The sequence below is a fragment of the bacterium genome, from assembly GCA_030652805.1.
In the GTDB taxonomy this organism is placed as follows: Bacteria; JAHJDO01; JAHJDO01; order JAHJDO01; family JAHJDO01; genus JAHJDO01.
This window is the reverse complement of record JAUSPT010000032.1, coordinates 54,411-69,209: the sequence shown is the minus strand read 5'-3', so window position 1 is coordinate 69,209 and position 14,799 is coordinate 54,411. Positions and strand designations below refer to the sequence as shown.

Genomic DNA, 14,799 nt, shown 5'->3' with positions numbered 1-14,799 from the left:
TATAAGGATAATGTGATGAAGAAAACAACTGTAGTAATTCGAAGTATGAAAGGGGTAAAAAAGATTGTTGCGCTTACTTCTTACAATTATTGGATGAGCGCAATTATTAACCAGGTAGATATTGATTTGATTCTTGTTGGTGATTCGCTTTCATCTATGATTCTCGGATACAAAAATACTATACCAGTAACAATGGATGAAATGATACATCATACCAAAGCTGTATCGAGAGCTAATCCAGATTCGTTACTTGTTGCAGATATGCCATTTATGTCGTATCAGGTGAGTCAGGAGAAGGCTTTGGAAAATGCAGGTAGATTTATAAAAGAAGCAGGAGCTGAGGCAGTTAAACTGGAAGGAGGAAAGCAGATAAAAGATACTGTGTATAGGATTGTTCAAGCAGGGATTCCAGTGTTAGGTCATATAGGTCTGACCCCTCAATCAATTCATCAGATTGGAGGATACAGGGTTCAGGGAAGAGCCCCCGAAAAAGCTAAAAGACTCATTGAAGATGCTTTGCTGCTCGAAAAAACAGGGGTTTTTGCCATTGTTCTTGAATGTGTTCCGTATGCACTCGCAAGGGATATAACAAAGAAACTTCATATTCCAACTATTGGGATTGGAGCAGGGCCATACTGTGACGGACAGATATTGGTAACACACGATATGCTGGGCTTAAAAACAGGACATGTTCCAAAATTTGTTAAACAGTATGCTAATTTGGCAGAACAGATCACAAAAGCACTTGAGGACTATAAAAAAGATGTAACTGCAGGAAAGTTCCCGGATAAAGAGCATAGCTACAAATGAAGATTGTTAAGACTATTCAGGACATGCAGCAATTATCTAAGAGAGTAATCCATAATAAAAGCATTGGTCTTGTTCCAACAATGGGGTATCTTCACAACGGGCATTTGAGTCTTATACATAGAGCAAGAAAGGATTGTGATATTGTAGTTATGAGTATATTTGTGAATCCAATGCAGTTTGCCCCAGGAGAAGATTTCAAAAAATACCCGAGAGATTTTGATACGGATAGGAAACTAGCGGAAAGGGCAGGAGTAGATGTTGTTTTTTATCCAGATACGAAGCATATCTATGCTAAAGGTTTTTCCACCGTTATTAGTGTTGAAAATATGGATAAAATCTGGGAAGGGAAAACAAGACCTGCACATTTTAGAGGAGTATGCACTATTGTTGGGAAACTTTTCAACATTGTAGACCCTGATATTGCTTATTTTGGCCAAAAAGATGCTCAGCAGGTTGCAATTATTAAAAGAATGGTAAGAGATCTAAATTTTAACGTAAAGATTGTTGTTGTACCCACTGTTAGAGAAAAGGATGGTTTGGCAATGAGTTCAAGGAATAAATATTTATCTTCTAAGGAAAGAAAGGCAGCTCTGGTATTATACAGGTCTTTACGGGAAGCAGAGGGAATGATAAAGAATGGAGAAAAGAAATCTGATAATGTGTTAGAATGCATGAGGAGTGTGATAAAAAAAGAGAGATTGGCGTACTTGGATTATGTGGGCATAGTCAATCCTGAGGATTTTTCACATGTTTCTGAGATTTCAAAAACCAGTTTAATTATAATCGCTTGTCGTATAGGCGAAACACGACTTATAGACAATTTTTTATTGATATGATAGGATTGGTAAAATTTAGTCTCTTAACATGGGGGTTTTATTATGCAAGTTTATATTGATGGAAAATTCTTTCCAACGTCAAAGGCAAATATTTCTGTATATGATCACGGGTTTTTATATGGAGACGGAGTTTTTGAGGGAATCAGGATCTATAATGGCAATATCTTTATGCTGGATGAACATATAAATAGGCTTTATGATTCTGCAAAGGCGATCAAATTAAAAGTACCTTTATCAAAGGCAGAATTGAGGAATGCCGTTAGGCAAGCTCATAAAGTTAACGGATTGAAGGATGGATATGTAAGATTGATAGTAACAAGAGGCATAGGAGATCTGGGTATTGACCCAAGAACGTGTCTTAAGTCATCGATTGTTATCATTGTTAACAAAATAGCTCTTTATCCAAGAGAACTTTATAGGAAAGGAATGGAAATCATAACTGCATCTACGCAAAGAACACCTGTTAGCGCTCTAAATCCTCAGATAAAATCCATGAATTATCTAAATAATATTCTTGCCAAGATTGAAGCGGTAAATGCTGGCGCTAATGAAGCACTAATGCTGAATTCCTCTGGCAATGTTGTTGAATGCAGCGGGGATAATATATTTATATATAGGAATGATACTCTTATCACTCCGCCTACATCCATTGGCGCGTTAGACGGGATTACAAGGGGAATAGTTATAAAGCTTGCCGAGCAGGAAAGTTTGAAGGTTAAAGAACTTATTTTTTCAAGGTATGAAGTCTATACTTCTGATGAATGCTTCTTGAGCGGAACAGCGGCTGAAATTATCCCGGTAATAAAACTTGATGGAAGGGAGATAGGAAACGGAAAGCCCGGAAAAATCACAGCGCTTCTAATAAACAAGTTCAAGAAATTTACCGGATAGAAGTATGCAGCACAAGCAAGATTGCTTCGCTGACACTCGCAATGACGCAGTGTGAATGAATACTTAAAGCTAAGAGGAAATATCGAATGAAAGAGATAGTATTACATGATATAAAGATAAGCAATACATCTCCCCTTGTTTTGATTGCAGGGCCATGTGTTATTGAAGATGAGAAAATTCCTTTTAAGATTGCAGAAGAGCTGTTGAGAATAACAGATGATTTAGGAATACCTTTTATATATAAAGCATCTTATGATAAAGCTAATAGGTCGTCCGTCAGTTCTTTTAGAGGAATTGGAATAAATAAGGCGTTGGGCGTGCTCTCAAAAATAAAGGAGCAGTTTAATATCCCTGTCCTCTCGGATGTTCATTCAAAAGAAGAAATTGCTATGACAAAGGATATTTTAGACGTTATACAGATACCAGCGTTCCTGTCGAGACAAACTGATCTGTTAGTAAGCGCGGGTAAAACAGGTAAGGTGATAAACGTGAAAAAGGGACAGTTTATGTCTCCATGGGATATGAAAAATGTTATTGGTAAAATTCTCTCAACGGGAAATGATAACATTTTACTAACAGAAAGAGGAACTAGTTTTGGATATAATAACCTAGTTGTTGACTTTCGCGGGCTTTCCACAATGGCGCACCTTGGATATCCTGTTATATTTGACGCAACACATAGTGTCCAACTTCCGGGAGGTATGGGAACATCTTCCGGGGGGCAGAGAGAATTTGTAGAACCTCTTATTAAGGCTGCTGTTGCGGTAGGCTGCGCAGGCCTTTTTTTAGAGGTTCATATTAGTCCGGATGAAGCTCTTTGTGATGGGGCAAATATGATATCAGTTAAAGAATTGCCGGATCTATTAAAAAGAGCAATATCTATCGATAAACAGGTTAAAGAGGGATAATTTAGTGATTCTAAAAACTGCAAAAAAAGTATTAAGAATAGAAGCAGAAGCAATAAGAAATTTAATTCCGAAATTGAATAAGAGTTTTGAGGATGCTGTAAAGCTCGTGCTATCATGTAAAGGAAGGGTTGTTGTAACAGGCATAGGCAAGTCAGGAATTATAGGTAAGAAGATAGTTGCTACACTTGCCAGCACAGGTACTCCATCGCTTTTTCTTCATCCTTCAGAAGGTTCCCATGGTGATTTAGGAATGATAACAAAGAGTGATATTGTTATAGCAATATCAAATAGCGGAGAGACAGAGGAAATAAATAATCTTTTGTCTTTTTTTAAGAAGAGAAAAGCTAAAATAATTTCGATGACGGGTGGAAAGAATTCAACTCTTGCGAGACACAGCGATCTGGTTTTAGACATAGGGGTTAAGCAGGAAGCTTGTCCGCTGGGTCTTGCTCCAACAGCGAGTACTACAGCAACGCTTGCAATGGGAGATGCACTCGCTATAGCGCTTCTTGAAGAGAGAGATTTCAAAAGAGAGGATTACGCACTTCTGCATCCGGCCGGTAGTTTGGGAAGAAGATTAAGTCTCAAAGTAAAAGATGTTATGAAAACAGGAAGACAAATTCCAATTGTTAAACATAATATTACGATGAGAGAAGCAATAGCAGAAATCTCCGCAAAAGGATTTGGGTTTGCATTGGTTTTAGATGCTGATAGGAAATTAAAAGGTATTGTTACGGACGGAGATGTTAGGCGCAGTGTTAAAGTTGAAGGTTTTTTGAATAAAAAAGTTACCACGTTTATGAGTAGAGATCCGAAAACAATTGATAAGAATTCTCTTGCGGTAGAAGCTCTTGAAAAAATGGAAAAATACTCAATAACTTCGTTGTTGATACTTAACAAAAAAGACGTACCTGAAGGAGTTGTTCACCTTCATGATTTGCTTGGCAGAACTAAGTTCAGGTTTTAAGGTAAAAAAAAAGCAATGGTTAAAGACATAACGAGAATTGGCATAGTCGGTAATCCTAGGAAGTTATCCGCTTTAAAACTGGCTAGGGATTTATCTAACTGGTTGGGCAAAAAAGGGATAAGAGTCTTTGTGTCTCATGATTGCTCAGAGATGCTTTTAGATAAAAAAATTGCCGTAGAAAATGAAGAATTATTATCCAATATAGATGTCTTGATTGCTTTAGGTGGAGATGGAACACTACTTAGTGCAGCAAGGCTTGTTTCATCATCAGGCATACCAATTCTTGGAGTTAATCTTGGTGGACTCGGTTTTCTCACAGAGATTAATTATTCGCGAATATACGAAGTTCTGGAACAGGTTTTAGGCAACAAGTTTTCTATTGAAAATCGGATGCTGATTAATGGATATGTTTTAAGAAAGGGAGAAGGGAAGATTTTTCCTTTTTCTGCACTTAATGATGCAGTAATAACCACAGAAGCAATTGCAAGAGTTCTAAAACTTGAGACTTCGATAGATAAGCAATATGTGACTACATACATTGCAGATGGATTAATTATAGCAACTCCAACAGGTTCCACAGCCTATTCTCTTTCAGCCGGAGGCCCGATTGTGCATCCTGCTCTAAAAGCGATAATTATCACTCCAATATGTCCTCATACACTAACTAACAGACCTATTATTGTTTCAGAAAAAAGCTCTATTTCTGTTGAGCCAATATTTGAGACTAATAAAATAGCGTTAACAATTGATGGACAGATTAAGTTTGACTTGCTGCATCCTGATAAACTAGTTATAAAAAAAGCTCCATATACTTTGAAGTTAATTTCGTTACCTGAAAATGATTTTTTTACAATACTCAGGAAAAAGCTCAAGTGGAGTGGACATTCAGTAAATCCCGAAAGCATTCGGGATAAGTAAAAGGTGCTCTGTTATGCCCAACGTGGTTATAGACAAGGAGAGATGCAAAGGGTGTAGGCTTTGTATATCAGTATGCTCCAGAAAAGCATTAAATATATCAAAGATGCAAAATTCAAAGGGTTTTTTCCCTGCAGAGGTTGCCTGTCCAGAGAAATGTACATCCTGTACATTCTGTGGGTTAGTTTGTCCTGATATAGCGATTCAAATATATAAGTGAAATTCCAATATATATTCTCCCAGATTATTCTGCTCGCATTTATTTTTACATCAATTTTAGGACTTGGTAAAAAGCTATTAGATCTTTTTAAATTGAGGACGAAGTCCCTTCTTGAGGAAATGTCCCTATCATTTGGACTGGGATTGGGAGTACTATCTATTCTAGTGCTGCTTATTGGTTTTGCTAAAGGGTTAAATAGATTTTGTCTGTACTCAGTATTATTAATGCTATGCATAGTTTCAATCAGGGAGATCAAATACTTTTTTAGCAAATTAAAATCTAGCTTTTCTGAAAGATTTTCAAAAGAGATAATATCTCAACTTCCATATATCTCCGCATTTAACAAGTTTTTGATAATATCAATAGGACTAACAATATTTCTTGCCTTTACAGGCGCATTGGCACCTCCTTTGAACTATGATACCCTTTCATACCATCTTGCATTTCCAAAACTCTATGTGAGAGCCGGCAGGATATTCTTTATCCCTCACAATATGTATTCAAATCTTCCTTTCGGAGCAGAGATGTTCTATACCCTTGCCCTAGTAATAAAGGATGAGATATTGGCAAAACTAATACATTTTTCTATAGGTATCTTATGTGTTTTAACAATCTTTGTTACTGGAAGAAAATACTTCGGCAGGAATGTAGGCCTTTTGGCAGCCGCAATATTTTATAATATGCCTGTAGCGTGTTTATCATCAACCTATGCCTTTAATGATCTTGGATTAGTGCTTTATGGTCTACTAATGCTTTTTTGTATTCTTAATTGGTCTTCTAAGAACGAGGCAACATGGTTAATGCTTGCCGGTATATTTTGTGGATTTGCAATCGGCACTAAATACACAGGAGCATTATATTTTATTCCTACTGCACTTATTTTTATTATGACTTTTATACTTCAAAAGAAAGAGAGCATTCTCAAGAATACATGCAAAAGTGTGCTCTTGTTTATATTCTTTGCGTCTCTCGCTTTTTTACCATGGCTTATAAAGAATCTTATATATACTCATAACCCAGTATATCCGTTGTTTTATAACATCTTTGGCGGCATTGACTGGAACAGAGAACTTGTCCAGAGGTTTACAAGATTTCACATATCAAAGGATATGAACGTATTGCATATTGTCTCTCTATTATGGAAAATGCCTCTGGATAGGCAGGGGAGCGTAATTTTGTTAATATTGCCTGTATTATTTTTTACCAGGCTTAATAGGAATATAAAAATACTTATATCATACACTATACTAGTTTTTATACTCTGGATGTTCTTTACGCATCGGATAATTAGATTCTTGCTTCCTTGTTTAGCCGTTGCAAGTATATTGACAGCATATGCTCTGGTTAATTTTAAAAAGAGTAAGATAATTTCAATAGTGTTACACATTCTTGTTATTGGATTTTTATGCTGGAACACATTTAAATTTGCAGCGACTGTTGGTTTTAACTTTTTTGATGCAGCGTATGGGAAAGTAACAAAGGAAGAATTCCTATCAAAAAATCTTTACCAGTATGGTGCGTTCAAATTTATTAATGAAAAGTTACCAGAAAATAGTAAAATCCTATTCGTAGGAGAGAATCAGAGTTTCTACTGCGATAGGGATTATGTTGGAAGTAGCCCTCTTGATGTTAACGATATTGTGGAGATATCTAACGCATCTGAGAATGCCAGCATTATTTATGCTAAATTGAGGGACACGCATATTACACACATATTATATAACGCCTCTGAGGTCAAAAGAGTCTCTAATACATATCGTTCATTCAACTGGAAATACGGTGCAGAGGAGAGGTTCAATGAATTCATAGCCAGATTTACTACTTGCCTATATTCAAAAAAAGGGGTATTCTTACTTGGATTAATATAGAGGATACTGAATGACAGAGAAAGTCTTAATGAGTGGAAATGGCGCTGTTGGAGAGGCCGCGATTCAGGCGGGATGCAGGCATTATTTCGGTTATCCTATAACTCCGCAGAATGAATTAACCGCATATATGGCAGAGAGATTAGGTGAACTTGGAGGTGTCTTTATCCAATCTGAAAGTGAGCTTGCTGCCATTAACATGGTCTTTGGCGCGTCAGCGGCCGGCGCAAGAGCTATGACATCTTCATCCAGTCCTGGAATAAGTCTTAAACAGGAAGGAATCTCCTATATTGCAGGCGCAGAGCTGCCGTGTGTAATTGTGAATGTAATGCGTGCTGGTCCGGGATTGGGAGATATAACTCCTTCTCAGGCAGATTACTTTCAGGCAGTAAAAGGTGGAGGACATGGAGATTATAGACTTATTACAATCGGGCCTGCCTCTGTTCAGGAGCTTTATGACTGGACAGCCAGAGCTTTTTACCTGGCAGATAAATACCGAAATCCTGTGATGATATTGGGAGATGGTTTCCTCGGGCAAATGATGGAGCCATTGGAAATAAGAAAAATAAAAGAGTTGAAGCTTCCCCCAAAAACATGGGCGCTTACCGGCGCAAAAGGCCGCAGGGCAAATATAATCAGGACTCTGATGCTGAAAGTTGGAGAGTTGGAAGAGCATAATAAGAAAATTCAGAACAAGTATAGAAGAATAGAGAAAGAGCTTGTAGAATACGAAGCAGTGTTGACAGATGACGCAGAGATAATACTGGTAGCTTATGGAATGTGCGCTCGAATTTGCAAAGAATCTGTGTTTCTTTTGAGAAAAGAGGGGATAAAAGCCGGGTTGATTCGACCTATCACATTATGGCCTTATCCATCAGCAATAATAAGAAAGATAAGTAATAATGTCAGGTATGTTCTTACTGTGGAGATGAGCGCAGGACAGATGGTTGAAGATGTAAAACTTGCGGTTCTGGGAAGATGCCCTGTGTATTTTTATGGAAGAATGGGTGGAGGAGTTCCTACGTCAGAAGAGATAGTAAATAGAATTAAAGAATTAGAGGTACAAAGGCACAAAGGCACAAAAAAGAAAGAATAGAGATGAAGAAGATATTTGGCAGGCCAAGATCTATGACAGACAAACCATTTCATTATTGCCCGGGTTGTGGGCATGGGATTGTCCATAGGTTAATAGGTGAGGTAATAGATGAACTTGGCATTCAGGATAGAACTATTGGAGTTCCTCCTGTTGGGTGCGCAGTTATTATGTATCATTATTTTAATATAGATATGACTGAAGCTGCGCATGGAAGAACACCTGCTGTTGCAACAGGAATAAAGCGGGTTCATCCTGATAAAGTTGTATTTACATATCAAGGAGATGGAGATCTTGCTGCTATAGGCACAGGAGAGATAATTCATGCAGCAAATCGCGGGGAAAGAATAACCACAATATTTGTAAATAATACCGTATATGGAATGACAGGCGGACAAATGGCTCCCACAACATTACTTAGTCAAAAGACAACAACAACTCCTTTAGGCAGAGATGCCAGGCTAATTGGATACCCAATAAAAATCTCAGAAATGCTGGCTATTACGGATGGATCTATTTATATAGAAAGAGTGGCAGTGAATAAACCGGCAAATATTATTAAAGCTAAAAAAGCCATCAAAAAAGCTTTTCAAGTACAGCTGGAAGACAAGGGGTTTTCAATGGTTGAGGTTCTGTCTCAGTGTCCTGTTAACCTTGCTATGACTCCACAGAAAGCTGCGGAGTGGATTGATAATACGTTAATAAAGACTTATCCTCTTGGGGTGATTAAGGATAAAAGCGGATAGGTGCTTGAGGAAAGAGAAATGCAGAGAGCTGTAGTCAATACAAACATCCATGAAGGTATTTTTCCTGTTCAATTTATTGAATCTGAAAGAGAAAATCTAGCTAACAAAATTATCAAAGTTTTTAATAAAAAAGAAATTGATAAAGATTGGTCTTTTATAGAGTATAAGCCGTCAGATACTGCTAAATGGACTCATTGTTATCATCGTTATCCCGCTAAATTTATTCCTCAGTTGGTTGAAAAACTTGTTGATGAATACATATCTGATGAGAACGCCCATATAAATGATCCATTTATGGGTTGTGGAACTACTATAGTCACTGCAATATCGAGAGGCTTTAAAGCTAGTGGAACAGATATTAATAAAATAGCTTGTCTAATGACGAAAGTAAAGGCAACACCTATAAATCCTGAATATCTTGATAAAAAAATAATAAAAATTTTATCAAGATTAAAATTTTTGGATGGACAACAAATCAATCCTTTAATTCCACAAAAACATGTAGACAGAATTAATTACTGGTTCACTACAGAAAATAAGATTGAGCTTGGGAAAATATTAAGAGTTATTTATAACGAAAAAGATAGGACTATCAGGGACTTTTTCCTCGTTGCTTTCAGTCACATCTTGAAAAATTGTTCTATATGGTTACAGGTGAGCACAAAACCAACAAGAGATTTTAAAAAACAGCAGATAAAGCCCTATAACGTATTGCGAAGGCATTTAAGGAAAATGCAGAGAGGTAATGAAGCTTTTTATCGTGTTATTCCTGAGAGATTAATGGGAAAGAACCTAAATAATTATCTAAACATCAAGATTGATGATGCAAGGAGACAACCTGTTTCTGATGAGAGTGTTGACTTAATAGTAAGTTCAAGTCCTTATGTTACAAGCTATGAATATGCTGATTTACATCAGTTATCAACAATCTGGTTTGACTTGGTAGATGATTTAGGGGAATACAAAAAAGAGTTTATTGGGACTTCATACAAAGGGTACGAAGACAAAGAATTAAAAAGTGAAATTGCTAGGGACATTGTTTTTGAAATGTCTACAAAAAGCAAGAAAATGGCAAAAGAAATCGAAGCATTTTTTATTGATATGGAAGAAGTATTTGATGAAAGTTTCAGAATTTTAAAGCATGGTAGCAGATGTTGCTATGTCATTGGCGATACTAAACTTAAAGGAGTAAACATACTAAATGCAGAAGTCTTTGCGGAAAGTTTGCAACATTCAGGCTTTAAACTTGACAGGATTATAAAAAGAGAAATCCCTTCAAAGATACTTCCGCAGAAAAGAGATGAAAAGACTGGCAGGTTTGCAAGTAATGACAATGCGAATTCGCAAGCATATCCTGTCGAGTATATTGTAATTGGTTTAAAGGAGTGAGATTATGACTTTTAAGGACTTGAAAAAAATATATTTAATGGAAAGGGAGAAAAGTCCAAATGACTTTAATTTCGTGAGTAAGATATTCTCTGATATTAAAAAAAAGTACAAAAGTGAAGCTATGAGGAGAGGAAAAGATCCTAATCAAGCATGGAATAGCTGGAGTGGGCATAATCTGCAAAAGTTGATAACTTTCATTGTTAAGGATTTTATCCAAAATTTAGACGAGAATATTGGTATAACAAACGATAACAGACTTTCAAGGAAAAAGCTGAATGAGAAATTAGATAAAGTACGTAGAAATGTGGAAGTGTTTTATGATAAACACTCAGTAGTACCTGATGCTGACATAATAGTCTATAATAAAAGTGACTGTTCTGTAAAAATGATTATTTCATGTAAGGCCAGTCTGAGAGAAAGAGTTGCACAGGCTGCTTATTGGAAGTTGAAATTAAGAACAAGCAAAATAACGAAGGATATAAAAATAGTGCTTGTCTCTACTGATAATGATACGATATTTACTTACAAAGATAAAGATATAACGAAAAGCAGAATAATTGCTGAATACGAGTTAGACGGTTCATATATATTCAGAGACATCGAAGAAAGCAAAAAGGTAAAGAATTTTAATCAAATATTTCAAGATTTAAAAAAATTATTATTGAAGGAGAGAATAAAAAATGACCAAGAAACAAATTGAGCAAGAATTCAAGAAAATTGACTATGAACTCTTTGTTAATAGACCCAATTTTACACCATATCCACCAGACGTTATCAAACGGAGAGAGTATTTACTTTTTGCACAAGTCCATTTGAGCAATATTCTTGGTGCCAAAAGGGATGAAAGATTTGAAAGTGAGATGTATAACAAAGTAATGGAGACTTATTATAATTGGGACAAAAACAGTAAGGAGAAAACTTTAAAAGGAGTGAAAAATGGGCATAAATAATAAAATTAGAGTATTTGACTTAAAGGAAGATAAGAAAGTAAGTGGAAAATGTTTGCTAATAGATATAGGTATCGGTAACTACATTGAATTAGTCAAAAACAATTTAGAGAATTTGCCCATACAGAGAGGGAAAGTTATTTCCAGAAAAAATGATGTCTATAATCGTTTAAAAGAAGATTTAAAAAGCAATACAATTATGCCCCCACTTTCATTGGTGGCAAGCAGAGAATTTTCAGATAGCATAAAGGATATTGAAGATACGAAAAGAATAGAAGATATAATAAACGATAAAGTAAATGAGAAATCGCTTTCAATATTAGATGGTTTGCAAAGAACATATTGTATTTTAAATGTAATTGACGAATTGAAAGATAAACCTGAAAAATTAAAGCACTTCAAAAGTTCGAGAATAAGAGCTGAGTTGTGGTACTCTATAAAAACAAACGCTCTCTTGTATAAGATATTGGTATTAAATACAGGACAATTTAAAATGAGTATGCGCCATCAACTCGAAATTCTATATATACCACTTAAAGAAGCGATATCAAATATTGCCACAAAACGTGGAATAGAAGATATGAGATTTTCTACGTACAAAGATTCTTCTCCTTCAAAAAAACCATATCAGTATAGTTTTGCAAACATAGTTGAAGCTCTTACTGCTTTTAATACTCGTGATCCAATAGTGGATAAAACAAATATAGTTGTGGCAGAACTGGAAAGGATGCGATTTATTGAAGAACATTCAGATACATTGAAATTGTGCAGTGACGATGATATAGAACAATTCTCAAATTTATTATTTAATTTAGATGAGAAACTTTGGAAGAAGTATAGGGAAAGAATGAAAGAGTCAGATGATTTTGGAAATGAAAAATCGTTAGAGTGGACATCAAGAAACGGTTTTATGAATTCTGCACCTTTTTTGTCAGGATTTTTCGCGTCATGTGGGAACTATAGAAATAGAAATAATGAAAATTACGAAAGTAGGAAAAGCGAATTCTTCAGAATTTTTGATGAAAATATTGAAGACCCATTAAAACTCAGAATTCTAAGCAATATTCTTGAAGATGAAGAAGCCCGATCAAAAAAGATCGGTATTACCCTTAGAAACTTTTTCTTTCATGGATTTAATGAATTCCTTGGAGGTGAAAATAACTTCGAGATGATATGGCAAAGGGCAACTCAAGGATAATGTCCATGGTCAATATAAATGAACAAAAGGCTATAAAGTTCTACTCTGAAGTTATATCCTTGTATCCTCAAGAGATAATAGATAGCTTGTGGAAAAGTAAACCAGAATTCTTGGACTCCCTAAAGAGTGCTGTCTACAAAAGAGATAATAAAGAGTATGGAGTTGATTTTTCAAAGTTAAAGATTAAATTCTCTAAACCTATATTTGATATTTTATTCTTAAACAAAACTGCAATTGAGTTCGCTAAACCTATTGGTCAAAGATTAGAGTTAAATAACTATATTTATCTGGAACTAAAAGAATCTCCTCTTGTGAATTTAAAAGATGAAGAGAACTCAGACTTATTCCCTCTGTCCAAAAGTTCTCTATCCAAAAGGAGATATTGCTGGGGATATTTCTTCATAAATGAAGATAGTAAAGAAGACTTATATTATCCAAAGGAGGTATTGCCTATCTATATTTTTCAACTTAGAGAAAGGCTTATTAGGAATCATTATGTTTTCAGTGTAGATACTGACATATACATTAATTTTTGTTCCTTGTTTAAGCCCATGAAATATATTTTAAAGGTAAAAAAAGATAAAGAAACTTTACAAGAAAAGTTATTATACAGGTTATGTACCGACCTAGGACTTACTGAACGTAAGACACGCACTCCTTTTAAAATAAATATGCCACAAAACATTAATGAAATCTACGATAAAGCTACGGATTCCTTGTTATTATCAAACAAAAAACAATATAATATTGACTCACTAAAATTTTATATATCAGCAATGGAAAACTTAGATCCAAGTTATCAATTTCTGGAACTATATCATGCTTTGGAGTCTTATTTTTATAAATACTTTTATAATTATATAAAAGGCCTTAAGGAGCTTAAAACTAAAAAAGAATTTAAACAGATTGAAAATGCTAAAAGCGAAAGAGGGATGCTGAAATTAGTAATTGAAGATATTTCAAATGATTTCCCTTTTATAAAGGAAGAATTTGCAAAAATTCAGAATTTTAAGAAATTTTGTGAAGATGTTATAAACAAAAATGATATAGAGCCGAATAACTGGGATAAAGATAAAATGGCTAATCTATTGTCAGATATTATTTATTTAATTAGAAATAATGTTGTTCACACAAAGGAAGCAGAGAAAAGTAGTGTTAGCAACCTAAGTGAAAGTGAACAAAATACTTTTATAGAAATTAACAAATTACTTTTATTCATAGTGCAAAAGGTTTTTGATAAAAATATAAGGTGGTGACATGAAAAATACCACCCCATCATTCGAAACAACAACATTATGGGATTTTCCAACCCAAAATTATGGGGATAAACCACACGGTAATAATAAATATCCAGGTGTTACGCCTGCATTTATTGTCTGGAACTTACTTCAAAGGTACACAAAAGAAGGAGATTTGGTGGTTGACCCTATGTGTGGAAGTGGAACTACTATCGATGTTTGTAAGGAAGAAAATCGAGAGGTGCTAGGATTTGATATAGTGCCTTACAGAGCAGATATAAAACAAGCTGATGCTAGAAAATTACCATTGGATAATGAAGTCGCAGATTTTGTTTTTATTGATTCGCCTTATTCGGATAATATAAAATATAATGAACACCCTGATAATATTGGTAACATTTCTTGCGAAAGCACAAAATTCTTTGAAGAATTAGGAAAAGTTGCAAAGGAAACGCATCGGATTTTAAAAATAGGAAAGTATATGGCATGGCTTATTGGAGACCACTGGCGCAAAAAAACTGGATTTATCCCAGTTGGTTTCCAAATGTATGCTATTTTAGAAAAATATTTTAAACCAGTTGATATGATATGTGTTACACGGCACAATCAAACATCCAATACAGGAATTTGGCATAAACGAGCAAGAGAATTCAACTTTTATTTACGAGGGTTTAAGCAACTGTTCATTATGCAGAAAATTTAAACTTAATTTTTAGAATATGATTAAAGATGTCATTACGAGAAGTATTAGCGACGAAGTAATCCCAGAAGACGAG

The 14,799-nt window shown here is 35.1% G+C and carries 16 protein-coding genes; all 16 read left to right on the top strand.

Annotated elements, in window-relative coordinates; genetic code table 11:
* The first annotated feature begins 15 nt into the window (after positions 1–15).
* The 16 genes from panB (at position 16) to Q7J67_02800 (ending at position 14,726) form a co-directional block, all read left to right on the top strand.
* Positions 16–810 carry a 3-methyl-2-oxobutanoate hydroxymethyltransferase gene (panB, locus tag Q7J67_02875; GenBank protein MDO9464223.1) on the top strand — a complete coding sequence of 265 codons (795 nt, stop codon included), beginning with the start codon at positions 16–18 and terminating at the stop codon, positions 808–810.
* Positions 807–1,646 (top strand): pantoate--beta-alanine ligase, encoded by an 840-nt coding sequence (gene panC / locus Q7J67_02870; protein ID MDO9464222.1) that lies wholly within the window; start codon positions 807–809, stop codon positions 1,644–1,646. Before panB ends, panC begins: the two co-directional genes overlap by 4 nt.
* Before the next feature lie 42 nt (positions 1,647–1,688).
* Positions 1,689–2,537, top strand: a complete 849-nt coding sequence (ilvE, locus tag Q7J67_02865; GenBank protein MDO9464221.1) for a branched-chain-amino-acid transaminase — start codon at positions 1,689–1,691, stop codon at positions 2,535–2,537.
* 86 nt (positions 2,538–2,623) lie between these two features.
* Positions 2,624–3,445 (top strand): 3-deoxy-8-phosphooctulonate synthase, encoded by an 822-nt coding sequence (gene kdsA / locus Q7J67_02860; GenBank protein MDO9464220.1) that lies wholly within the window; start codon positions 2,624–2,626, stop codon positions 3,443–3,445.
* A gap of 4 nt (positions 3,446–3,449) precedes the next feature.
* On the top strand, positions 3,450–4,412 hold the full coding sequence (locus Q7J67_02855) for a KpsF/GutQ family sugar-phosphate isomerase (GenBank protein ID MDO9464219.1): 963 nt from the start codon (positions 3,450–3,452) through the stop codon (positions 4,410–4,412).
* A 15-nt stretch (positions 4,413–4,427) separates the two neighbouring features.
* Complete coding sequence (locus Q7J67_02850) at positions 4,428–5,330, top strand: NAD(+)/NADH kinase (protein MDO9464218.1); 903 nt, start codon at positions 4,428–4,430, stop codon at positions 5,328–5,330.
* 13 nt (positions 5,331–5,343) lie between these two features.
* Positions 5,344–5,547, top strand: coding sequence for a 4Fe-4S dicluster domain-containing protein (locus Q7J67_02845; protein MDO9464217.1), 204 nt, complete (start codon positions 5,344–5,346; stop codon positions 5,545–5,547).
* A 119-nt stretch (positions 5,548–5,666) separates the two neighbouring features.
* Entirely contained in the window at positions 5,667–7,415 is a 1,749-nt protein-coding gene (locus Q7J67_02840) for a glycosyltransferase family 39 protein (GenBank protein MDO9464216.1), read from the top strand.
* Positions 7,416–7,425: 10 nt separating this feature from the next.
* The gene (locus tag Q7J67_02835; protein ID MDO9464215.1) at positions 7,426–8,508 is read left to right on the top strand and encodes a 3-methyl-2-oxobutanoate dehydrogenase subunit VorB; all 1,083 of its coding nucleotides are present in this window, start codon (positions 7,426–7,428) and stop codon (positions 8,506–8,508) included.
* Between the two features lie 2 nt (positions 8,509–8,510).
* Positions 8,511–9,251, top strand: coding sequence for a thiamine pyrophosphate-dependent enzyme (locus tag Q7J67_02830; protein MDO9464214.1), 741 nt, complete (start codon positions 8,511–8,513; stop codon positions 9,249–9,251).
* 18 nt (positions 9,252–9,269) lie between these two features.
* A complete protein-coding gene (locus tag Q7J67_02825) occupies positions 9,270–10,640 on the top strand; it encodes a DNA methyltransferase (protein ID MDO9464213.1) in 1,371 nt (456 codons plus the stop codon).
* A 4-nt stretch (positions 10,641–10,644) separates the two neighbouring features.
* The gene (locus Q7J67_02820; GenBank protein MDO9464212.1) at positions 10,645–11,340 is read left to right on the top strand and encodes a BsaWI family type II restriction enzyme; all 696 of its coding nucleotides are present in this window, start codon (positions 10,645–10,647) and stop codon (positions 11,338–11,340) included.
* A complete protein-coding gene (locus tag Q7J67_02815; GenBank protein ID MDO9464211.1) occupies positions 11,321–11,590 on the top strand; it encodes a hypothetical protein in 270 nt (89 codons plus the stop codon). Before Q7J67_02820 ends, Q7J67_02815 begins: the two co-directional genes overlap by 20 nt.
* The gene (locus Q7J67_02810) at positions 11,577–12,785 is read left to right on the top strand and encodes a hypothetical protein (protein MDO9464210.1); all 1,209 of its coding nucleotides are present in this window, start codon (positions 11,577–11,579) and stop codon (positions 12,783–12,785) included. The genes Q7J67_02815 and Q7J67_02810 overlap by 14 nt, the downstream gene beginning before the upstream one ends.
* Before the next feature lie 5 nt (positions 12,786–12,790).
* Complete coding sequence (locus Q7J67_02805) at positions 12,791–14,041, top strand: hypothetical protein (protein MDO9464209.1); 1,251 nt, start codon at positions 12,791–12,793, stop codon at positions 14,039–14,041.
* 1 nt (position 14,042) lies between these two features.
* Complete coding sequence (locus Q7J67_02800; protein MDO9464208.1) at positions 14,043–14,726, top strand: DNA methyltransferase; 684 nt, start codon at positions 14,043–14,045, stop codon at positions 14,724–14,726.
* The last annotated feature ends 73 nt before the right edge of the window (positions 14,727–14,799 follow it).